The organism is Hyphomonas sp. NPDC076881 (genome assembly GCF_050269995.1).
Taxonomy (GTDB): Bacteria; Pseudomonadota; Alphaproteobacteria; order Caulobacterales; family Hyphomonadaceae; genus Hyphomonas.
In genome coordinates, this window is the sequence record NZ_JBNNJJ010000006.1 from 76,506 (window position 1) to 97,980 (window position 21,475).

Consider the following 21,475-nt stretch of genomic DNA (forward strand, 5'->3'; position numbering starts at 1 on the left):
TTTCCGGGAAATTTCAGGTGATGATGCGGCAGCTTGCGGGCGCGTCGGCGCTCGCGTTCAGCCCCAGGGTGGGAAGGGGTCTTCCAGGCCGGTTCGGGGCTGCAGATTGCCGGCCTTTGAGGTTGCGCCGGGATCTGTGAGGCAGGCGTCGAGCCTTGCGGTGAGGGCGGCCTGGTCCATTCCGATGCCGATCAGCACGATTTCCTGGCGGCGGTCGCCGAAGCGGGCGTCCCAGACGCTTTCAAGATAGCGCAGCGCTTCAGGGCTATCCGGGCGCTGATCTTCGGGTACGGCCGCCCACCAGCGGCCCATCCGCTCATGCCGCACCAGCGCGCCTGCCTGGCTTATCTCCGCCATCCAGTCAGGCCGTGTCGCAAGCCAGAAGAAACCTTTGGCCCGGACCACATTCGGCCAGGGAGAATTCACGAAAGCATGAAACTTTGCCGGGTCAAACGGGCGGCGCGCGCGATAGACAAAGCTTTCGATGCCGTATTCCTCGCTTTCGGGCACATGGTCTGCAAAGCCGTAGAGTTCCTTGGCCCAATGCGGATGCTGGTGTGCCTTTTCAAAATCAAAGCGGCCCGTGCCGAGCACCTCGCCAAGCTCCACATCCGAGAAATCCGTTTCGATGATCCTGGCATCAGTATTCAGGGAGCGGATCAACCGATGGATGATTTCGCGGTCACCGGGCGAAACCAGGCTGACCTTGTTCATGATGATGACATCGGCAAATTCGATCTGGTCCACCAGAAGCTGGACCAGGGGGCGCTCGTCCTCTTCTCCGAGGCTTTCGCCGCGGTCTGCCAGAAAATCCGTACTCGAATAATCACTGAGAATATTGACCGCATCGACGACCGTGACCATCGTATCGATCTGGGCGATATCTCCGAGCGAATAGCCCGCCTCATCCCGGAAATCGAAGGTGGCGGCGACCGGCAGGGGCTCTGAAATGCCGGTGGATTCGATCAGCAGGTAATCAAAGCGCCCTTCCTCCGCGAGGCGCGCGACCTCCTTCAGAAGATCTTCGCGCAGCGTGCAGCAGATGCAGCCATTGGACATCTCCACCAGCGCCTCTTCCGTGCGGGAGAGCCCGGCGCCGTTCTGCCGCACGAGTTCCGCGTCAATGTTCACCTCGCTCATGTCGTTGACGATGACCGCCACGCGGCGGCCTTCGCGGTTGTTGAGGATGTGATTGAGCAGCGTGGTCTTCCCGGCGCCCAGAAAGCCGGAAAGCACGGTGACGGGGAGTTTGGCGGTCTGTGTCATGGCGGTCTCGACAGGTTTCGGAATGTAATGTTATTACATAATTATAACTCGAGAGGACGCAAGATGAGTTTGCTGCAGGATCTGGCGGAAAAAGAGGGGAAGCAGGGGCGCGCCGCAGAGCCGGTCGTCCGCTGCCACAGTCTTGAAGCGCTGGTGGAGGCGGGCCTGGGGGATGTGGCCGAACTCGCCCTCTGGCCGCGTCAGCCTTCGCCCGGTCTTGTGGCGGCGTTTGAGGCGCTGGACTGTTCCAGTTTCGAAGACCTTCGCTTCACAGGCCATCCGGAAAATGTGCTGCAGCGCGCCGTGGCCTGGCTCACGCAATCCAACTGGCCGGCATGGGTGCGCCAAACGCTTCTCGGGGATGTTCAGGCGGCATTTGCCTGCATCGGGGATATCGAGGCCGGCTGCACCTTCAGGCTTGAATATGTGACCGATGATGCCTGCCGGAAGTTTCACAAGGACGATACCGATTTTCGTCTGATCACGACCTATTTCGGGCGCGGCACGCAATGGCGCGTGGAAAGGGCGGGGGAGGAGCCTGGCCCCATCCATGAAATGAAGCCGCATGAAACGGCCATGCTCCTCGGCCAGCGCTGCAGCCTGGAAAACTGCGTGCTGCACAGGTCTCCGCCGATTGAAGGCAGCGGGCAGGCGCGCTTGGTCCTGGTGCTGGATTTCGAGCGGCCAGGCTATTGCTGATCCGGCCGCAAACGGGCGCGCCGTCCTGTCCTAGATCAGTATAGGGATTATGCCTCCTGGCCTGCCCGCGAGGGCGCAAGGGGGTGTTGAATGTGCGGGTTGGGTATCGCGCCCGTATACAAAATACCCTTCGAAATTAACCTACTAGTGCATTAAGAAGTCGCCAGTTTATCTGAAACTTCACGCTTGAAATGTACCGCCTGATAACTGTTTTGAATATCAGACGGACCCAGCAATGGCGCATGGCGATACATCCTGGCCATCAGGCCTGCCGGCTTCCCGGTTCGCGCCCCTGCGCACCGTAAGCGGTCTGATCGCGCTTGGGCTGATCGCGGTTATCGCTGCGGCGCCTGTGCCCGATGCGGTTCAGGTCCAGCTGTGCGTGGCGACGATCGCCACCTATTTCCTGATGGGGTGGCTGCGCCCGACGGGCGGCCCTTTCCGCGTGTTCGTGGCGCTGCTCATCATCTTCACCAGCACGCGCTACATGATCTGGCGCGTGACCGAGACGATGCCCACCGACTCGGCGCTGTCGATCACCGGCGGAATATTTCTGCTGGGGGCGGAGAGTTATGGCTATGTGCTGCTTCTGCTCTCCACCTTCCTTTCCGTCGACGTCTACAAGCGCGCGCCACGCCCTGCGCCGGTGTCGGCAAAGCGCTCGCCCACCGTCGATATTCTGGTTCCAAGCTATAATGAGCCCGATGAGCTGCTCGAGGTCACGCTGACAGCGGCGCTCAATGTCAGCTATCCGGCGGGCCGGATGAGGGTTTACCTTCTGGATGATGGCGGCACGCTCGCCAAGCGGACACAGGCCGATCCGGTCAAGGCAGCAGAGGCCGAGGCGCGGCATGAGCGGCTGAAAGCCATGTGCGACCGTCTCGGGGCGCACTATCTGACCCGCGAGAAGAACGAACACGCCAAGGCGGGAAACATCAACGCGGCCCTGAAGGAGACCAGCGGCGATCTCGTTCTGATCCTGGATGCCGACCATGTGCCGGCCGCCGACATCCTTGTGCGGACGGTTGGGTATTTTGTGGATGATCCCAAAGTCTTCCTGGTCCAGACCCCGCACTTCTTTCTCAATCCCGATCCGCTGGAGAGAAATCTCGGCACATTCCGCGAGATGCCGAGCGAGAACGAGATGTTCTATTCGGTCATCCAGAGAGGCCTGGACGGGCTGAACGCCTCCTTCTTCTGTGGTTCCGCCGCCGTGCTGCGGCGCGAGCATATCATGGAGATCGGCGGGATTCAGGGTGATACGATCACGGAAGATGCCGAAACGGCGCTCGAGCTTCACGCGCGCGGATATCGCAGCGTGTATGTTGACCGGCCCATGGTTGCGGGGCTTTCGCCGGAAACCTTCTCCGGCTTCATAACCCAGCGGATGCGCTGGACCCAGGGGATGATCCAGATCTTCCTCCTGAAAAACCCGCTGCTGAAGCGCGGGCTCTCCCTGTCCCAGCGCATCGGCTATCTCAATTCCTGCTTCTACTGGTTCTTTCCGCTCGCCCGCCTGACATTCATCCTGGCCCCGCTGCTGTATCTTCTGCTCGGCATACAGGTCTATGTCGGGGATTTCAGCGACTTCCTGATGTACGGCCTTCCGCACATTGTCGGCGCGCTGATGCTTTCCTCGATCCTCTACGGCCATACACGGTGGGCTTTTGCGTCTGAACTCTATGAAGTGGTTCAGTCCATCCATTGCAGCGGCGCGATCCTCCAGGTTCTGCGCAATCCCCGCGCCCCCAGCTTTGCGGTGACGCCAAAGGGGGAGAATCTCAGCGAGAATTTCGTCTCGCCTCTGGCGCGCCCGTTCTATGTTCTGATTGCGCTGGTCGGGTTGGGGCAGGTGGTCGGCCTGGTGCGCCTCTTCAATGATTCCGTCGGCGCCGGCGTCATCACCGTGCTGCTGCTCTGGAACACGTTCCATCTGCTCCTGCTCATCTCCGCGCTGGGCGTTCTCTATGAACGGTCACAGCAGCGCGCCTTTCCGCGTTTTGAAGTCAGCCGCCCTGTTCTGCTGGGGCATGCAGGCACAGAGATTCAGGCCCAGATGTCAGATGTCTCGATCACGGGCATGGGCTGTCTTGTTCCGCCCGGTTCGCCGCACCGGTTTGCGGAAGGCGAAACACTGACCATCGATGCGCGCGAACTGGGAGCGACCCAGGCGTCCCTTTTGTCCCTCAAGGTGCTTTCGGTGTTCGACACGCCGGAGGGGCAGAAGCTCGGCTTCAGCTTCATCATCGAAACCCGGGAGCAATGGGCCGCAGTCGTGACGCTGATGTATGCGCGCAGCGAAAACTGGAAGCAGTTCCGCGATGCCCGCGCCAATGCCGAACATATGGGCGCCAAGATTGCCCGCCTCATCCGCTCCAGCCTTTCGTAAGCGCTGGGCCACATTCGCGCCGTTACACGGGAAGTACGTTCATGAAATCCCTGCTTCGTCCTGCGGTTCTCGCGGCCGCCCTGTCCGTCTGTCTCATGCCTGGCGTCCCTGCCATTGCGCAGGAAGCGGCCAGCCGTGAGGCAACACTCGATATCTACGCCCGCTACCGGGACAATCCCCAGATAACGACCGAGCGCCTTGAAAATGGCCTCTGGCGCACGCGCATTCCGCTTGCTTCGCTGCGCAGCGCGCAGGGCGCGATCCATCTTGATGGGGCAAGCGCCCGGGAAATGATCTCCTTTGCCATCGCTCCGCAGGCAGACGTAAAGGATGCCCGTGTGCTGCTGCGTCATGTCAGCGGCCGCGCGCAGGAGGGGCTGAAGCCGCAATTGCGTCTCGGCATGAATGGCCAGTTCATCGGCCAGCTCGACGGGGTGACCGAAAGAGCTGCGGCGATCAACGAGATCGTGCTGGATCCGGCAATGGTCCAGCATGGATACAATACGCTGAGCATCGATGCGGTCCAGCGGTATACACTTGACTGTCAGGATGCGGATGCTGCAGAGCTGTGGACCGAAGTGGATACGTCCCGCTCCTATATCGAGATCACCTATGCGCGCCGCGCGCTCAACGCAACGCTGGCAGATCTCGGCGCGCTTCTCTCTGCGGGGATTGGCGGTGTCGAGGAACTCGGCATCCTGGCCGGCGCGCCAGACGCCCAGACCCTGCGTTGGGGCGCCCTTGCCTCTCAGGCGGTCGGCAACCGGCTCGGCTACCGGCTGCCGAAGATAACGATGCTCTCTGCCCTGGATGCGGGGCCGGAGGGGGAAGGGCGCGATATCATTGCGATCGGAACCCCGGCGCAGCTTGCCGGCCTTGCGCCTGCGGGCCTGGCAAACCTCAAGGAAAACGAATCCTGGCTTTCCATCGGCCCGTCCCCGAACGACCCGTCGCATTTCCTGATCATCGCGGCAGGTCACACGCCCGAAGCGATTGAAGGCGCGCTGCGCACGCTGGCATCTGAAGGCTTCCCGCTTTCGGCGGCGCCCTCCGCTGTCATCGGCGCTGGCGAGGTTCCAGCCGCCATTATCGGCAGCAAACGCCAGCCGCTCCGGGCCGATGCGAAATATGTGTTCCGGGATCTTGGCCTGGAGGGAGCCTCGGTGCTCGGGCAGGAACGCGGCCGCGCCCAGCTCTCCTTCGCCTTGCCGGCAGATATCCGCTTCCACGACAAGGATGAGGCGGTGCTGGCGCTGGATTTTGCCTATGGCGCCGGTCTCGATGGCCGGTCGGTTGTCAATATTCTCGTCAATGGCGCCTTTGAGCGGGCAGTGCGGCTGACAAATCCCGCCGGTGAAGTCGTTCCGGCCTATGAGGTTGCCGTTCCCGCCCGCTCCCTTCGGCCGGGTTGGAATAGCATCGGCTTCCAGATTGAACTCTCTTCGCCAGCCGAAGGGGCCTGCGCCGCCCGCAATGCGCGCAATCTTGCCTTCACCCTGAAAGGCACATCGACCGTCACTCTTCCGCCGGCGGGATATTTCGCGGAACTGCCCAATCTCGCGCTGCTTCAGGAGACAGGCTATCCGTTTACGGGGCTGGAGGCGGCGCCGATGGAAATCCGCGCGGCTGATGCGTCTGCGGAAACCGTCGCCAGCGTCTGGACGCTTGCTGCCCGGCTCGGCCAGATAAACGGGACCGTCTTTACAGACGCAAATTTCGGAATTGGTCTCGATCTTCCCGACGCCAACACGCTTCTCGTCGGCACGCGCCCGGCGCTCGGGGGTTTCCTGCCCTTGCAGAAGCTGATGCTGCCGCAGGCGAGCGGTTTCAGCCGGGAACTCAGCCTGGTTGATCTTGGCGATAACGGCCTCCTCGTCGAGGGCGAATCGCCCAGCCACAAGGGCCGCCTGGTCATGCTGGTGACAGCCGAGACAGATGCGCAGCTCCTCTCATCGGTTCGCGCGCTGGTGCAGCCCGGCCATTGGAGCCAGATCAAGGGCGGCGCCGCCGTATGGCGCGAAAACGCTGCCACCATCGTTTCCGCAGATGCCGATACGACATTTGTAATTGGCGACAAGGCAGCGCGCGAAGCTGCCCGCGCTTCCAGCGCCGGGTCATCCTGGCGATGGATCGCTTCCATTGCGGCAATCCTGTTTGCCATGGCGGCCGGCCTCGCCCTGATCGCGCGCTACATGCGCAGACGGATCAACGGAAAATGAGGCTGCTTGCCCCCCTTCTGCATGCGGCCGCTGCCGGCGCGAGCCTCTTGCTCGTGTCCGGGCAGGGCGCGCAGGCCGCGCCCGATACCGGGCGGGAAGGGGTCTTCCCCATCGGTATCCCGGTTGCGGATATTTCTGAGCCTGCTCCGGCGGAAGCGGCGCCGCCGCCAGGCCCGGCGCAGGGGGATGTTCAGTCCGTCTGGGCGCTCGGCGCGCAAGGGCGCTGGCAGGAAGCCGCCGCGCGCCTGCGCGCGCTGGAACGGCGTCATGCCGGGTGGCAGGCGCCAGCGGATATTCTGGCCTATGTCGCCAATGGCCAGCGCGAATATGCAGTGCGGGAAGCTCTGGCGTCGGAAGACTGGGCGCGGGTTTTGAGCCTTCTGCCAGCCCCGGCGGCAGATAGGTGTGAGCGCTCCTTCGATCTATGGGCCCGCGCGGATGCGGTGGAAGGTCTCGGGCATCAAGATGGTCTGCGGGATTTCTATGTCCGGGCTCTGACGACCTGCGATACTCCCGGACTCGTCGCAGCGCTCGTCTCCCGCGCTTCCGGTACGCTGGATAGCGAAGGCATATCCTCCCTCGTCCGTATGCCCGCACTGGCCAGCAGCGAACATCCGGAAATCGCGCGCGCCTATGCAGAGCTTGTCCGGGCAGATACCTGGCTGAGATTTCAGGCCGCCCAATCCGCCGGAGATATTGAGGCGGCAGGCGCCCTCGCGGGCGCGTCCGGGTATGCGCCGCTTCTGGCGCAGGCCGGGTGGATGTTTCTTGAACCAGAGCCTGCCCGCGCCGCAGGTTTCTTCAGGGATGCCCTGGCGCGGGGCGCTGAAGCCGATGCGCGCCGGGGCCTGGTATTGGCCGCGCTGGCGGCGGGAGACCATGCAGGCGCGCGCAGCGCCATCGCTGAAACACCCAGCGCGGAGGGGTTCGACGGCCTCCTGGCGCGGGTTGACCTTGATGAGGCGCGCAGGCTGCGCCAGCAGGGAAACTGGTTGCGCGCCGCAGAGTTGGCTGGCCAGTCTGCGCGGCTTGATCCTGCGCTGGCGGGCGAGGCTCAGCTGATCGCTGGCGGCGCTCTGCTGGATGCCTCCGCCAAGGCTTATGATCTGGGCGACCTCAAAACGGCAGGCGCGCTTGCCCGGAAAGCCGCTGCCTATCCGCCCGTTCAACGGGCCGCGCAGATGCGCAGCGCCTGGGTGGACCTCCAGTCAGGGGACGCAGAGCTGGCGGCCGCGACGTTCAGCCGGCTCTATCTCGCCGCGCCCGATGATGAGTCTGCGGAAGGGTTTGCCCTTGCGGCCCAGAAGGCGGGCAAGCTGGTGTCCGCCGCCGCCATCGCGAGGGCCGCCGGCGGCCCGCTGGGCGCAAAGGTCCAGGCGCAATATGCCTCCGCGGCCTTCTATCAGGGCGACTATCTGACAGCCCGCGCCCTGGCGCCCGATACATATGACGCGCTCGAGGGTGTTGATCACACGCTCTACCGGCAGACGCTCTCCCTGCGCCAGCAGGATGGCGCGCGCGGCGAAAACAGAATGACGGGCTATGCCTCCACCACCTCCATGGAGGTCGTGCGCGGCGTGAGCCGCTATGAGGCCGGCGTCACGCTCTACAAGATTGACACCGGCGCCAATGCAGGCACCGGCCGCGAGACATTCGCAGCCCCCTATCTTGGCTGGAGCCGGGAAGGGGAAACGAGCCTCGCCGCGCGGATTGGCCTCTTGCCCGTGGGGGGCGGCGCAGATCCCGCCCTTACCGGCGAAACCGCCGCAACACGGCGCTTCGGGGCACATATGGGGGAGGCCCGCGTATTCGTCCGCCCAAGGACAGACAGCCTGCTCGCCTTTGCGGGGGAGGATGCCGCTTCTGGCGGGCAATCTGGCCGCGTTGTCGAGGCGGGCGCGCTTGTGCGTGGCAGGTTTGATGCCGGCGGCGGGCGCGCGGTGCAGGCAGATATCTCTGCTGCCCATCTGGACGGGCGCGCCACCGTCAGCAACTCCATGATATCGGCAGGGCTTTCCGCGTCTCAGTCCATTGCCAAAGACGGGTTTGACTATCTGGTGACAGGCCCATTCTACCAGTACCAATCCTATGACCGGAACACGAACTTCTTCAGCCCCGGCCATGGCGGCTATTTCAGCCCGCAGCAGTTCCACCGGGCTGGCTGGTCGGTCAACGCGCGCACACAGCCCCTGAATGACTGGATGGTCAAACTGGACGGCGCTGTCGCGTTCGAATCCGTGCGTGAGGATGCCGCGCCGCAATATCCCCTGCTTGCAGACCAGGGCATCCAGATCGGCGGCGGGAAAAGCTCGGGCGTTGCTGGCTCTCTCGATGTTGCCCTGGCGCGCAGGCTGGGCCGGGAAGTCATCGTGTCGGCAAATCTTTCCGCCACCGCCTCAAAAGCGTTTGAAGACCTGCGCGCAGGCATCGGCCTTGTCTGGGTGCCGGGCGGCCGCGCGGCGCTTGTCCCTTCAGACCTTGCAACAGATCCTTTCTCCCCCGGCTCCTGGATTCGCCCATGACCCATGACATGACCTCACCCCCGGCAGGCCGAAAGCATAACGACCCTGTATTGGCGCGCGCGCTTCAGGCCATCGCCTTTTGCGGCGTCATTCTGGGCCTGGTCCTTTATGCCTGGGTTGCCGTCCACAATGAGACCGGCGCCAGCCAGCGCAGGCTGGCAGACGCCGCCGCCGCCGGGCAGGTGGCCGCCGATGCCGAAATGGCGCGGATCGAAGCGGCTGCCGAGAGGACCGCGCCCCTCATTGCAGCGGCCATGCGCGCGGATGTCTCCGCAGAGGATCTCCGCAAGGTGCAGGCCCAGGTCGCAGACATGCTTTCTTCCACGCCGGTGCTGGCCGTTGCAGTGCTGGACGGAAAAGGCGGCGTGTTATCCGTATTCGGACCTATGCCGGCAGACGCGGTAGGGGGCCTAGCGCCCCTGTCTTCCAGCCAGCGCGCCGGGCAGGAACTGCTGGGCCTGGACCTTGTCCCGGTGTCCCGGCTCCGCACGGGCTTTTATCGTGAAGCGGGGCTTGCCGGCGGCGGGCGGTTGCCGATGATTTTTGTGCTGCGATCGGGCGCTTTCGGCGCGGCGCTGGATGCGGGCGCTGCGGCGGGCAGCGGCTGGCGCGCGGCGCTTTTCAATCTGGATGGAAAGGTCGTGCGCTCCAGTTCCGCGCCCGGCCGCGCCTTTACGCCGTCGGACGCTGCCCTCGCCGGCCAGGCGCTGGGTTGGCAGCCCCTGCACAAGGATCAGGTTTCTGCGCCCGGCCGCCTGTCGGGCCGCACGGATGGCGCTTTCCTGGAAGTCCGCAGCGTGGCGGGCGGCGGGCTGCACATTGCATATCTTGGCGATGAACCTTCCGTGCTGGCAATTATTGCCGCCCGCAGAACAGAATTTCTGGCGCTGTTCGGCGTCTCCATGCTCGCCCTCGTATTGGCCCTTTCTCTCATCCAGAATGAATGGCGGCGCGATGATGCGGAGAATGAAGACGCCTTCCTGGTTTTGGCCCAGGCAAGGGCAAGCTGCGATCTGCTGGATGCGGGGGTCATCGACTGGTCGCTCCGCGATGGCCGCATCGTCTATTCCGAAGGCTGGGCCGACATGTTTGCGCGCGGTGTGAAACCCGCCTCCGAAGAAGCGCATGACTGGATATCGCGCATTCACCCGCAGGATCAGGATGCGGCGCGGGAAACCTATCAGTCCATGCTTGATGGCAGGGTAAATGACATTGAACATCGCATCCGCATCCGGCTGCCTTCCGGCTTGTGGGTTCAGGTTCTCGAACGGGGGCGGGCGGTCAGCGGCCTGGATGGGATGCCCGCGCGGATCGTGCTGGTTCAGACGCCGCAAGCGGCTGATGGCGCGGCCCTGAAAGAGACATTGAGCGGGCTTGGCCAGTCAAAGGACTATGCCCTGGCAGGATAAGCCGGCCGGGACAAGGCAAGCGCCGGGAAGATTATTCAGCTGTCATAGAGAAATACAAGGTTATCTGATCGCCGGGCCGGGTTGAACCTTTTAGACTATTCGGAAACCCGGTTGTAGCATTTGGTATGTTTTGGTGGCGTCATGGAAAAGCGTGCAAAATTCCAAAGGCCCGAGATGCCGGACGAATATGTCGATCTTGAGTACGATCTGCACCGCGTCGAGGCAAGCCGTGGCGTCCTTGAGATGGCCGTGCGCCAGCTGCGCGCGTTCGCCCTGTGCATCACCGCCAACAGGACAGAGGCGGACGAACTCGTCGAGGACACCCTGATGCTCTTCCTCGCGGAAGACCGGATCCTGCGAGAGTGTGACCGCTGTTTCGCCGAGCTTCTGGAAGTTTTCCGGCGCGTGCATTCCCGCGCCGCGCTGATCCAGGCTTCCCGCCCCGCGCCCGAACGCCAGTATGCCGGCTACATGCAGCTTGCCTTGCCCGAGCGTGAGCTGGCCGCCCTCGTGACCGGCGGCGGCATAGGCATCTCCACGGCGGCGGGCCTGCTGGGCATCTCCCCGGCGCAGGCAGAGTGTATCCTTGACAGCATTCGGTGTAAGCTCGGCGGCGCGAGTCTGCCGGAATGGCCCTTCATCGCCGGGGCGAGCGAGTATTCCGGGAGCGGGACAGACAGTACCGGCTGACGCGCCTGCGGGCGCATAGGGGGAGCGACGTGGCAGGGGAGGATGCCTTCTTTCGGGACCATCCCGATGCAATGCTGATCGCTGACCTGACGGACCATCGCATTCTGGCGGCAAATCCTGCAGCAGAAGCCGTTTACGGATGGAATGAGCGCGCGCTGCGCGAGATGCGGCTCGAAGACCTTGAGGCGCCAGAAGCAGGATCAGAGCCCGGATCAGGCTGTCACGAAGTGTCAGCGGTCCGCACACACCGGCGCAAGGACCAAACCCTGTTCAAGGCCCGCATACGGCAGCGCGCCTTCCGGCATGCCGGCCATCCTGCCATGCTCATTGTGCTGGAAGACCTGCAGGCGCTCTTTGCGTCGCTGGAGGGGGCTGAGGGATCGCCCCTGGCCGCGCTCAATCGCGCGCAGGAACAGGAAGCCAATCTCAAGGTTGCCCAGCAGCTGCTGAAGATCGGCTTCTGGAAATACGACATATCGAACCGGAAACTCGTCTGGTCTCCCAGTGTTTATGAGATGGCCGGCATCACCCCTGAAGACTTTGACGGTTCGCTCGAAAGATATGTCGAGATACTTTTCGCTGATGACCGTGAGCAGGCGGCATTATCCGTTCAGTTGCTCAACAATCCCGACGTTAAGTTCCACGAATTCGAGCGCCGCATCACCCGCAAGGACGGCAGCACGATCCATGTGAAGGGGATCGGCATACGCACACAGACGGTTTCGGGAGATGTGGTTACCGGCGTTGTTCAGGATGTAACTGCCGAGCGAAACCGGCAGTCTGATCTGCGGCTGCTGGGCGCCTCGGTGGAGCGGCTCAATGATATCGTGGTCATCCTGAGCGTCGATCCGTCCGTTCCGGGAACAGATGCGCCGATCGTCTACATAAACGCCGCCTTTGAGCGGATCACGGGCTATGCCCGGAGCCAGGTCGTCGGGCGGCCATTGTCCTTCATTCTGGCCGGCGCTGAGCCGAAGATTGATCCCCGCGCGCTGGAGACCGCCATGAATGCGGGCCGATCGCTGCGGGTTGAAGTGTCCGGCCCCATCCATCCCGGCCGGCAGATTACCTGGGATGTCGAGTTTCTACCCGTTGCCGACGCCTACGGAAAATACTCGCATTGGGCAGCCGTGGCGCGGGACATCACCGACCGCCGGGCCGCCGAGCGGCGCGCCGCCATCAATGAAGACCGTTTCCAGTTTGTCAGCCGCTCAACGGCCGATGTGGTGTGGGAATGGGATATTACCTCTGGTGCCTTCATATGGAGTGAGGCCTTCGATCAGATTGCGGGCGCGCCCGGCGCGCATCAGGAAACCGGCTTTGGCTCGTGGAGCCGGCGCGTCCATCCCGAAGATTGCGGCCGTGTAGTCACCAGCCTGATGGACGCTGCCGCCTCGCCGGACGCTGAAAGCTGGTCGGAAGAATACCGGTTTATCGGGGACGATGGCCGCGAGCGCATCATCCTGGACCGGGGCTTCATTGTGCGTGACGAGGCCGGCAGTGCGGCCCGCATGGTCGGTACAATGATCGATCTGACGGAGCGCCGCGCTAGCGAGCAGAGATCGCGCGATTCCGAACGTCTGGAAGCGATTGGCCAGTTGACCGGCGGGGTGGCGCACGACTTCAATAATCTGCTTACGGTGATCCTCGGGAACAGCGATGTTCTCAGGGACAGGCTGGAGGATCCCGCCCAACGCCGGATGGCGGACCTGATCCACCTGGCCGCGACCCGGGGGGCGGACCTCACCAAACGGCTTCTGGCATTTGCCCGCCGCCAGCCTCTGAAGCCGCAGACAACCTGCCTCAATGAAAGGACCGGATCGGTCCACGCTCTGCTTCGCGGCGCTCTCGACGCGCGCATCCGGATACGCCATGCCCCCGCGCCTGGCCTCTGGAAAGTGCAGGTTGATCCCGGGCAGTTCGATGTTGCCCTTCTCAATCTCGCCTTCAATGCGCGGGATGCGATGCCATCAGGAGGTACCCTGACGATTGAGACGGAAAATATCAGGGTGCGCGGCCTCACCGGATCGGCGCGGGAGGGCGTGCCAGCCGGAGACTATGTCTGCGTTACGGTTTCCGACACCGGCACAGGGATGGAGGAAGAAGCCCAGCGGCGGGCCTTCGAGCCATTCTTCACCACCAAACCTGCGGGAAAGGGCAGCGGCCTCGGCCTCAGCATGGTCTACGGTTTCGCCCGCCAGTCCGACGGCCATATCCTGATCAGGTCTGCCCTGGGCGAGGGCACGTCGGTTAAACTGTTTTTCCCAAAGGCGGCGAACGATGGCGGGGCGGCCGCCCTCTCGCCGCAGGATGCCGCCGAGCCGGATTTGTCCAGAACGGGAAGTGTGCTGATCGTCGAGGATGACCCGCTGGTGCGGGAGCATTCCGCCCACAATTTTCATACGCTTGGCTATACGGTATCCTTGGCCGCTTCCGCTGAAGAGGCGCTGGTCGTGCTTGAAGCAGACCCCGGCATATTCATGCTGTTCACGGATGTTGTTCTGGGCGCCGGGATGAATGGCCTGGAACTGGCCGTGGAAGCCCGCCGCCGCCGTCCGGGCCTCAAAGTACTCTACACATCCGGATATGTTCCAGGAGAAATCGGCTTCAACGGCGCGTTGGTGCCGGACGCGGAGATGCTGCGCAAGCCCTATGCGCGCCATGAACTCATCCGGAAGCTTGCCGATGTGCAGAGAGGGGCCGCGCCGGAAAGCTAGAGGGCGCCCGCCGCCAGCCGGTATCCTATCCCGCGGGCGGTCTGCAGGGAACTGCCAGAGCCCTTGTCCAGCTCATCAATCTTCTGCCGGAGGCGGCTGATATAGGTCTCCAGAACTTTCTCCCCTTCCTTGTAAGGCCGGCCAAAGGCCTGATGGTAAAGGTCATTCCGGGGAACGGGCCGGCCACCGGCGGATATCAGGGCCTCCACCAGTCTGGCTTCGGCATGTGTAAGCTCCGTGAACTGCAGGCCGTGCCGGAAACCCCGCTCCTTGGGCAAATAAGTCACCTCCCCAATCGCGATGGCGTCTGGCAGTTCAGCCGCAGGCAGGTCTTTTGAGCGTTTCGTCAGACGGCTCAGGCGGGCATGCAGTTCCTTCGCGCTTGCCGGTTTGAGAACATAGTCATCAATGCCGCGATTGATCAGATCGGCCCGAAACTCCGTATCCCCCCATCCCGACAGCATGAGGATGGGCACATCGCTGAGCTTGCGGATTTCAGTCAGAATTTGCGACCCCGAAGCATCCGGCAACTGAAGATCAAGGATCACACAGTCCACATCGGCAAAGCCTGGAGAGTATAGAAGGGCCTTGAGCGCTTCGAAGGATTCAAAGGTGTCAAACCGGTCGGCCGGGTCGGGCCAACTCAGGGTGATGGTTTCCAGCACCATCGGATCATCATCTATCAGCACGACACGCATTGCCCGCTCCGGCCGCGGCAGGGACAGCGCTCTCCTGCTGTCCAGGGTTGGGGAGACGAGTTATTCATCTCCGGATTTACACATCCATAACACGCCTCCAGGTGACAAAATGGATCTGGCAGCAGCCGGGGCCAGCGTCATCTCCTCGCTCCCCGGAATGCGGCGCAAGGCGGTTATCCATATTTCCTGCGGGCCTGCCCGGCCTCCCGTGCTTTGCAGGGCGCTTTCCCGCCGGCCCGTTAACGCTGAGCGCTACCCTGTTGAGATTTTTTTGTCGCCATGAATGGAACCCGATTGCGGGAAGCGCGTAATGAAAGGGATACCGGAAGGACGCGCTGCGTCGCTAGTCCCCCCAAGCCGCATACTGCGCAGTCTTTCCGGTACCCCACGCCGCCCAAACTGGATCCCATCCCAGTTCGAGGCTGGCGAGATCCGGTGCGTGGCTGTCACGGTCATGCGTGTGCCGGATCATCGTCCGTGCAGAAGCATGGGCGCTGTCTGCGGAACCTGACCATCCCGTCGCCGCGAAACTCCGGGCTGCTCCAGAAAGGAATGGCCCGGAGTTTTCTGGCGCATGGGTATCGCTATTCAGGCGGCTCGTCCGGGCTCGAAAGGGGAGGGATCCTCAAACCCGCTTTTGGGATGGGCCGGGTCCATCAGGCTGGCGAGGGCTTCCCGTCCGCGGCTGACGCGGCTTTTGACGGTTCCTTCGCTGCAGCCGAGAATTTGCCCGGCCTCCTCATAGCTGAAGCCCACGGCCAGCACGGCCACCAGAGCCTCTCGCTGCTTCTCGGGCAGGTGCAGCAAAGCCTGCTGCATCACCTGGAAATCGCTGGCCCATTCCTGATTGTCGGGGGCGACGAGGAATTTTTCGGCATCTGACGGTTCCAGCGATGAGGACCGCCAGGCCCGGCGCCAGTGCTGCATGTAAGTGTTACGGATAATCCGGAACAGCCAGGGTTTCATGGGGGCGCCGGCAATGAACCGGTCGCGGGCCGCCCAGGCTTTCAGGCACGCCTCCTGAACCATGTCATCGGCCAGATCATCATTACGGCAGAGTTTCCGCGCAAAGGCCCGCATATGCGGAACCATCGCCTCAAGCTGGTGGACAAAGCTGTCACCAATACCCGGAGGGTCTGCGGCGTGTTCAGGGCGAAGCATGTCTGTTGCTCCGCTTCGGGATGGGCCCTTTGCTTTTGAGGGCAGGCTCAAGACCAGATCCTTTCGCAATAGCGCTGGCGGGAACTGCACACAGGGACGAAATGCGAGAAACGCCGCCGGTTTTCAGTGCGAGATCTATCTTGCCTTGCGGTCAGAGCCGCATTTTGCGCTCTTTGGAGCGGCTGGGGAGAGTATCGGCCCCGGCAGTTAACGATTGGTTTCCAGGCGCCTGAGCGCCCCCGAGCGGAAAACCTATTCAAAAACAGCGCTCTGGACGTTGAGCGCAAAAAAAGGCCGGTGCGGGATACCGCACCGGCTTAGGGTACAAGATAGACGGCATAGCAAAAGCTGCTACACCCATACTACGCGCGTCCCCGGAATCGGGTTCCCGATTATTTCATTGATAAAAGTTTAGTCCTTGGCGCGCTCGAGATAGCTGCCATCTTCGGTGTTGACGACCACGCGGGTTCCCACGCCGACATGCGGGGGCACCATGATCCGGATGCCGTTGTCGAGAATGGCCGGCTTGTATGAGCCCGAGGCCGTCTGGCCTTTGACCACCGGTTCGGTTTCCACGATTTCCGCGGTAATGCGCTGGGGCAGGGTGATCGACACCGCTTCCCCGTTGAACATCTGCAGGCTGACAGCCATGTTTTCCTGCAGATAGGCCGCGCTATCGCCCACCATCGCGCCGGGCACGATGACCTGTTCGTAATTGCTCGAGTTCATGAAGACGTAATTGTCGCCTTCCGGATAGAGATAGGTGTGCTCCACCTCTTCGACGAAAGCCTTCTCCAGCTTGTCGGAGGTCTTGAAAGTATTGACAACTTTGATGCCGTCAGAGATGCGGCGCATCTCGATCGTGGTCGTCGGCGTGCCTTTGCCGGGGCGGAAGGACTCCGCTTTGAGGACAACATAAAGTTGGCCGTCGGTATACTCGATGATGTTGCCTCTGCGGATATCCGCTGCGATTTCAACGGCCATGGGGTGTTCCTGAGTTGCGAGAGCGAAAGGGCCGCTATATACCGCCTCCGCGCCATTTGGCCAGCCGAATGCTGTGGCTTTTAAGTTCGGCCCGGCAGTTTACGGCAGACGTTTGACCCCAGGAACAGGCCTTATGGAAGCTTCTGCGTGGTGGAGTCCTGAGCAGCATTCCCGCCGCCGCCGCCATCTTCTGGCCCGCGGGCGGATCAAGTCTGCCTTGCGAAGCTGGTTTGAGGCGCAGGACTTTCTGGAGACAGAATGCGGCGCCTTGGTCGCTTCCCCCGGAAATGAGGCCCATCTGCACGCCTTCCAGACGCAATACGTGACCGAAAGCGGACAAATCCGGACACTTTACCTCCACACCTCGCCAGAGTTTGCCATGAAGAAGCTGCTGGCGGCGGGCGAGACGCGCCTCTTCGATTTCGCCCGCGCCTACCGGAACCGGGAAGAGGGCGCCCGGCATGCGCCCGAATTCACGATGCTGGAATGGTACCGGGCAGGGGCGGTCCTGGCCGATGTCATGAACGACTGCGCCGTCATCGCCAGACTGGCCGCCGAGGCGGCGGGCACGCCTCAGCTCGTCTGGAAGGGAAAGGCCTGCGACCCCTTCGCAGAGCCCGAATGGCTGACCCTTGCCGACGCCTTTGACCGATATGCCGGGATCGATCTCACCCTTCATCTGGAAAATGCGGCCGCGTTCAGAGGCGCCGCGCTCTCTGCGGGCATCGGTGTGCCGGAGGGCGCGACCTGGACGGATGTGTTCTCGGCCATCCTCGTTACGAAGATCGAGCCGCATCTGGGCATGGGACGGCTGACCTTCCTTCACCGCTACCCGCTCAGCGAGGCGGCCCTGTCGCGGCCAGCGCCGGATGATCCGCGCTTTGCCGAACGGTTTGAGCTCTATGCCTGCGGCGTCGAACTCGCCAATGGCTATCGCGAGCTTACCGATGCCGGCCAGTTGGCGGCCCGCCAGCAGGCCGAAATGGACCTCAAGGAAGCGGTGTATGGCGAGCGCTATCCTCTGGACCCGGATTTTATTGCAGCCGTTTCCGCTATGCCGGAGGCAAGCGGCGTTGCCCTCGGGTTTGACCGGCTGGTGATGCTGGCGAGCGGGGCAGGTGCCATCCAGGATGTGCTCTGGACACCGCCCGCCCTGGCAGAGGCGCCCCGCCCATGAAACCGGTCACCCTGCGCAGCCCGGATGACCTTCTGTCGGCAGGCCTCATTGCGGCCGATGAGGTGGAGGTCCTCTCCCGTGTGGCCGCGCAATATGTGATCGCCCTGCCGGCGCCGCTGGCCGCGCTGATCGGCCGGAATGATCCGGACGACCCGGTCCGCCGGCAATATGTTCCGTCCAGGGAAGAACTGAACGCCCTGCCGGGGGAAACCGAAGACCCCATCGGCGACGCGGCCCACAGTCCGGTGCCGGGGATCGTGCATCGCTATCCTGACCGGGTGCTGCTGAAGATCACCTCGACCTGTCCGGTCTACTGCCGCTTCTGTTTCCGGCGTGAGCGCGTCGGGCCGGAAAAGGGCGCCCCGCTGGGCAAGGCCGGGCTTGAAGCGGCCCTGGCCTATATTGCCGGGCGGCCGGAAATATTTGAGGTGATCCTCACCGGCGGCGACCCCATGGTCCTGTCGGCGGCGCGCGCGGGCGAGATCACGCGCCGGCTTGAAGCAATTGAGCATGTCAGGCTTATCCGCTGGCACAGCCGCGTGCCCGTGGCCGCGCCGGAGCGGGTCACGCCGGAATTCGTTGAAGCGATCCGGGGGCGGAGCAAAGCCGTTTTCGTCGCCGTGCACGCCAATCATGCGCGGGAGTTTACCCCCGAGGCGATCGCCGCCATCCGCCGCCTTGCGCAGGCGGGCATCTCGCTTGTGTCCCAATCGGTGTTGCTGCGCGGGGTGAATGACAGCTTCGACGCGCTGGCAGACCTGATGCGCGCTTTCCTCAGTGTAGGGATCAAGCCCTACTACCTGCATCAGCTGGATGCGGCGCCCGGCACATCGCATTTCCGGGTGCCGGTGGAAGAAGGGCAGGCGCTGGTGCGCCGCCTGCGCGATGACCTCACAGGGCTCGCCACCCCTCACTATGTGGCCGATATTCCCGGCGGCGTCTCCAAGGCCGTCATGAACCTGCCGGACATCGAGCGCCGCGGCGATGAGTTTCGCCTTCGCGGCAGGGATGAGGCTTTCCACCCCCTGCCGGGCGCGCAGACCCGCTAGCCTTCTGCCTTCTGCCGGCCCCCTGCCAGCAGAAGAAGGGCCACAAAGCCAATCGATGTTGCCTGGCTGGAGAAGAGTTCCAGCAGCGCGGCGAACAGCCAGCTTGGCAGGGAAGCGCGCTGCTCTGCCTGCAGCAGGATATTGCCGGAGCCCTGGCCGAGGAGTTCGGCATTGGCCGTCTCGATCCGCGCGGTGAGTTCGTCCCGGCGCCGGGCGAGGCCCAGTTCATTCTGCGCGTCGCGATAGGGCTTCTGATCGGTGCGCCCCACGCGCTCGACTTCCGAAATATAGGCTTCCAGCCCTTCAACCGACCGGGTTTCGGGCGGAATGCCTTCCAGCTGGCGGCGCCAGTCGGCAATCTGGGATTCCAGAACCGCGCGGTTGGAACTGGCCGTCTCCACCGCTGCTGCCGAGGCTTCGGCATTGCCGCGGATGTAAATCTCGGTGCCCAGAATGGAGGCGCCCGCGCCGACGGCGGCAAAGATCATCGCGCGGGCAGCTTCCTTGAAGCGGCGATTGGCCCCGTGCCAGTAGACGAAGGTAAAGCCGCCAAAGGAGATGATCGCGGCGATCACCCCCGCCCAGCCCCAGATGCGCCCCTGCATGGGATCAGCCACGGTCGAGGAGAAGGCCTGATAATTGGCAAAGCCCGACAGGCCGGCCGCGGCGAGCCCGGCCAGCAGGAAGATCAGGGCCAGGGCGCCGATGATGACCCGTTCACTGCGCCCCCGGCGCTTCTCGGCCTGCTGCGCCTTCAGCGCAGCAAGGCGTTCAGCCCGCTCCGCCTGGATCTCTTCGGGCGTCGGCAGCTTCTGCTCGGGTTTGAGCTGCAGCACCTTGGCTTCAGTCTTCAGAACCGGATTGGCCGCGCGGGTGACTTCGGTAAACTCCGCATCAATCGGGCCTGCAGGAGAGGCGGGCGCAGAGCGTTCCGGAAGCGTTTCCCCCCGGAGCGCGGGCAGAAGATGGCTCGCCCGGATGGCTTCAAGCTGTTTTACGAGGTCGCGCAGAGGGCCGCTCTCTCCGGTGCCGGCGCAGCGATAGGTGTGGCGCTGCCAGTTCAGGATGAGGTTATTGTCGCCCGAGGCCACACATTCCTCATGCAGCGGGCAAGGCAGGCGCGCTTCGGACGTGTCCTGGCTGACCTCGTCTTCCAGGCCCAGCAATTCGGCCACCCGCTGCAATTCCTTCAGATGGCGCTCGTCAGCCATGTCAGCCCCTTATCCCGTCCCGTCCACGCATAGCGGATCGGCCCCCGCGCCGTCACCTGTCTTGCGGCGCCGCGATCACACTCGCGTAAGGAACGCAGTTGAGACGCAATTACAACTTTAACCGCAGCCCGAGACGTCTTAATCCTGTCTTAAGGCAGCCAAAGCGAGATTGCCGTACCTATATGGGGGACTGCCGCGCCAGATCTGGCCGGCCTGAAGAGGACTGAACTGAAATGACCCCGCGTTCCGCCGCGATCCCGAAAAACTGGAAAACCTTCGATATCCCGAGCTTCTTCTCGGCCTTTGGCTACCCCGTCCTGGGGGTGGCCCTGTTCACCACCATGGTTCTGCTGGGCATCTTTGTCAGCGCGCTGACCTTCCATTGGTGGTATCTGCCGGTGGCCGGCGCCGTGATCGCCTTCTCGGTATTCTGGTGCAATCTCGGCATCGGGCCGATGCACCGCATCCTGCAGCACCGCGCCGGGGAAATGAAATGGCCCGCCCAGGTGCTGACCATGCTCAACATCATCATCGCCATGCAGGGCAATCTGCGCGACTGGGTGAACTACCACTCCCAGCACCACCGCTTTGCCGATGGCCCGGGCGACCCGCACAACCCCTTCGAGTCCAAACGCTGGGCCTGGGTTGGCTGGATCCTCTTCCGCGACCGGAAAGACACTGCCCGCCCCATGGCGGCCTGGCTGAAACAGCATCCGGTGATCGTGTGGATGGACCGTTTCTATAACGAGATCAGCATTGTCATCCACTTCGTCATTCCCGCCGTGATTTATCTGATCGTCTGGGCCGCAGGAGGCTCCCTGGTGCTCACCGCGCTGCTGCATGCCAGCGTCGTGATCGGCCGCGCGATCCAGTTCCACGCCACCGTCTATGGCATCAACGTGCTCGGCCATCTCAAGACGCCGGTATGGGCAGACCATATGATGGCACTGCTGACCGGCGGGGAAGCCTTCCATGATCACCACCATGACGAGCCGCAAAGCGCGCTGCACCGTCCGCGCAAAGGCATCTGGAACCGCATCGTTGACTATAACGGCACGGTCCTCCTCTTCCTTGAGAAAATCGGCTGGGTGAAGGATCTGAAGATCGCGCCGCGATTTGCGTGATCCGTTCCCGGAACGCCTCAGTCTGAACGCCTGTTCAGTTTCACAAGGGCCGCCCCTCAAAAGGTGGCCCTTTTCCTTTTCTATTCCTGAATCGTGACACAGACGTGCCGCATTCGGGGTGCAGCTTTCTCCCCACACGCAACTGGGAAGGGACGCCCGC

15 protein-coding genes are annotated in these 21,475 nt (G+C 63.1%); 10 read left to right on the plus strand and 5 right to left on the minus strand.

Annotated elements, in window-relative coordinates; translation table 11 throughout:
- Positions 1–57 precede the first annotated feature (57 nt).
- Positions 58–1,266 carry a zinc metallochaperone GTPase ZigA gene (zigA, locus tag ACQKI2_RS08295; RefSeq protein ID WP_427379220.1) on the minus strand — a complete coding sequence of 403 codons (1,209 nt, stop codon included), beginning with the start codon at positions 1,264–1,266 and terminating at the stop codon, positions 58–60.
- 63 nt (positions 1,267–1,329) lie between these two features.
- Between zigA and ACQKI2_RS08300 the strand changes: the two genes are divergently transcribed.
- The 7 genes from ACQKI2_RS08300 (at position 1,330) to ACQKI2_RS08330 (ending at position 13,911) form a co-directional block, all read left to right on the plus strand.
- Positions 1,330–1,965, plus strand: coding sequence for a DUF1826 domain-containing protein (locus tag ACQKI2_RS08300; protein WP_427379221.1), 636 nt, complete (start codon positions 1,330–1,332; stop codon positions 1,963–1,965).
- A 235-nt stretch (positions 1,966–2,200) separates the two neighbouring features.
- Positions 2,201–4,354 carry a UDP-forming cellulose synthase catalytic subunit gene (gene bcsA / locus ACQKI2_RS08305; protein ID WP_427379222.1) on the plus strand — a complete coding sequence of 718 codons (2,154 nt, stop codon included), beginning with the start codon at positions 2,201–2,203 and terminating at the stop codon, positions 4,352–4,354.
- A gap of 41 nt (positions 4,355–4,395) precedes the next feature.
- Complete coding sequence (locus ACQKI2_RS08310) at positions 4,396–6,573, plus strand: cellulose biosynthesis cyclic di-GMP-binding regulatory protein BcsB (protein WP_427379223.1); 2,178 nt, start codon at positions 4,396–4,398, stop codon at positions 6,571–6,573.
- On the plus strand, positions 6,570–9,095 hold the full coding sequence (locus ACQKI2_RS08315; RefSeq protein ID WP_427379224.1) for a cellulose synthase subunit BcsC-related outer membrane protein: 2,526 nt from the start codon (positions 6,570–6,572) through the stop codon (positions 9,093–9,095). Before ACQKI2_RS08310 ends, ACQKI2_RS08315 begins: the two co-directional genes overlap by 4 nt.
- Positions 9,092–10,504: a PAS domain-containing protein gene (locus ACQKI2_RS08320; protein ID WP_427379225.1), complete on the plus strand. Its 1,413-nt coding sequence runs from the start codon at positions 9,092–9,094 to the stop codon at positions 10,502–10,504. Before ACQKI2_RS08315 ends, ACQKI2_RS08320 begins: the two co-directional genes overlap by 4 nt.
- Before the next feature lie 174 nt (positions 10,505–10,678).
- Positions 10,679–11,194, plus strand: coding sequence for a hypothetical protein (locus ACQKI2_RS08325; RefSeq protein WP_427379226.1), 516 nt, complete (start codon positions 10,679–10,681; stop codon positions 11,192–11,194).
- 29 nt (positions 11,195–11,223) lie between these two features.
- Positions 11,224–13,911: a PAS domain S-box protein gene (locus ACQKI2_RS08330; RefSeq protein WP_427379227.1), complete on the plus strand. Its 2,688-nt coding sequence runs from the start codon at positions 11,224–11,226 to the stop codon at positions 13,909–13,911.
- Here ACQKI2_RS08330 and ACQKI2_RS08335 read toward each other — a convergent pair.
- The 3 genes from ACQKI2_RS08335 to efp all read right to left on the minus strand — a co-directional run bounded on the left by ACQKI2_RS08335 (position 13,908) and on the right by efp (position 16,754).
- On the minus strand, positions 13,908–14,609 hold the full coding sequence (locus ACQKI2_RS08335; protein ID WP_427379228.1) for a response regulator transcription factor: 702 nt from the start codon (positions 14,607–14,609) through the stop codon (positions 13,908–13,910). The genes ACQKI2_RS08330 and ACQKI2_RS08335 overlap by 4 nt on opposite strands.
- A gap of 588 nt (positions 14,610–15,197) precedes the next feature.
- Positions 15,198–15,770 carry an RNA polymerase sigma factor gene (locus ACQKI2_RS08340; RefSeq protein WP_427379229.1) on the minus strand — a complete coding sequence of 191 codons (573 nt, stop codon included), beginning with the start codon at positions 15,768–15,770 and terminating at the stop codon, positions 15,198–15,200.
- A 411-nt stretch (positions 15,771–16,181) separates the two neighbouring features.
- Positions 16,182–16,754: an elongation factor P gene (gene efp / locus ACQKI2_RS08345; RefSeq protein WP_427379230.1), complete on the minus strand. Its 573-nt coding sequence runs from the start codon at positions 16,752–16,754 to the stop codon at positions 16,182–16,184.
- Positions 16,755–16,887: 133 nt separating this feature from the next.
- Here efp and epmA point away from each other — a divergent pair, with 133 nt between their 5' ends.
- Together epmA and ACQKI2_RS08355 are read left to right on the plus strand one after the other, a co-directional pair.
- Positions 16,888–17,931, plus strand: coding sequence for an EF-P lysine aminoacylase EpmA (gene epmA / locus ACQKI2_RS08350; protein ID WP_427379231.1), 1,044 nt, complete (start codon positions 16,888–16,890; stop codon positions 17,929–17,931).
- Entirely contained in the window at positions 17,928–18,980 is a 1,053-nt protein-coding gene (locus ACQKI2_RS08355; RefSeq protein ID WP_427379232.1) for a lysine-2,3-aminomutase-like protein, read from the plus strand. Before epmA ends, ACQKI2_RS08355 begins: the two co-directional genes overlap by 4 nt.
- Here the strand turns inward: ACQKI2_RS08355 and ACQKI2_RS08360 are convergent.
- Positions 18,977–20,191, minus strand: a complete 1,215-nt coding sequence (locus ACQKI2_RS08360) for a hypothetical protein (protein ID WP_427379233.1) — start codon at positions 20,189–20,191, stop codon at positions 18,977–18,979. The genes ACQKI2_RS08355 and ACQKI2_RS08360 overlap by 4 nt on opposite strands.
- A 233-nt stretch (positions 20,192–20,424) precedes the next feature.
- Between ACQKI2_RS08360 and ACQKI2_RS08365 the strand changes: the two genes are divergently transcribed.
- Positions 20,425–21,315: an acyl-CoA desaturase gene (locus tag ACQKI2_RS08365; protein ID WP_427379234.1), complete on the plus strand. Its 891-nt coding sequence runs from the start codon at positions 20,425–20,427 to the stop codon at positions 21,313–21,315.
- Positions 21,316–21,475: the final 160 nt, after the last annotated feature.

What these genes read in the sequence shown, in the direction of transcription:
- zigA (WP_427379220.1), bottom strand. Translation starts at nt 1,266, where the DNA reads ATGACACAGACCGCCAAACTCCCCGTCACCGTGCTTTCCGGCTTTCTG.
- ACQKI2_RS08335 (WP_427379228.1), bottom strand. Translation starts at nt 14,609, where the DNA reads ATGCGTGTCGTGCTGATAGATGATGATCCGATGGTGCTGGAAACCATC.
- ACQKI2_RS08325 (WP_427379226.1), top strand. Translation starts at nt 10,679, where the DNA reads ATGCCGGACGAATATGTCGATCTTGAGTACGATCTGCACCGCGTCGAG.
- ACQKI2_RS08355 (WP_427379232.1), top strand. Translation starts at nt 17,928, where the DNA reads ATGAAACCGGTCACCCTGCGCAGCCCGGATGACCTTCTGTCGGCAGGC.
- ACQKI2_RS08340 (WP_427379229.1), bottom strand. Translation starts at nt 15,770, where the DNA reads ATGCTTCGCCCTGAACACGCCGCAGACCCTCCGGGTATTGGTGACAGC.
- ACQKI2_RS08360 (WP_427379233.1), bottom strand. Translation starts at nt 20,191, where the DNA reads ATGGCTGACGAGCGCCATCTGAAGGAATTGCAGCGGGTGGCCGAATTG.
- ACQKI2_RS08300 (WP_427379221.1), top strand. Translation starts at nt 1,330, where the DNA reads ATGAGTTTGCTGCAGGATCTGGCGGAAAAAGAGGGGAAGCAGGGGCGC.
- epmA (WP_427379231.1), top strand. Translation starts at nt 16,888, where the DNA reads ATGGAAGCTTCTGCGTGGTGGAGTCCTGAGCAGCATTCCCGCCGCCGC.
- ACQKI2_RS08315 (WP_427379224.1), top strand. Translation starts at nt 6,570, where the DNA reads ATGAGGCTGCTTGCCCCCCTTCTGCATGCGGCCGCTGCCGGCGCGAGC.
- ACQKI2_RS08310 (WP_427379223.1), top strand. Translation starts at nt 4,396, where the DNA reads ATGAAATCCCTGCTTCGTCCTGCGGTTCTCGCGGCCGCCCTGTCCGTC.
- ACQKI2_RS08365 (WP_427379234.1), top strand. Translation starts at nt 20,425, where the DNA reads ATGACCCCGCGTTCCGCCGCGATCCCGAAAAACTGGAAAACCTTCGAT.
- bcsA (WP_427379222.1), top strand. Translation starts at nt 2,201, where the DNA reads ATGGCGCATGGCGATACATCCTGGCCATCAGGCCTGCCGGCTTCCCGG.
- efp (WP_427379230.1), bottom strand. Translation starts at nt 16,754, where the DNA reads ATGGCCGTTGAAATCGCAGCGGATATCCGCAGAGGCAACATCATCGAG.
- ACQKI2_RS08320 (WP_427379225.1), top strand. Translation starts at nt 9,092, where the DNA reads ATGACCCATGACATGACCTCACCCCCGGCAGGCCGAAAGCATAACGAC.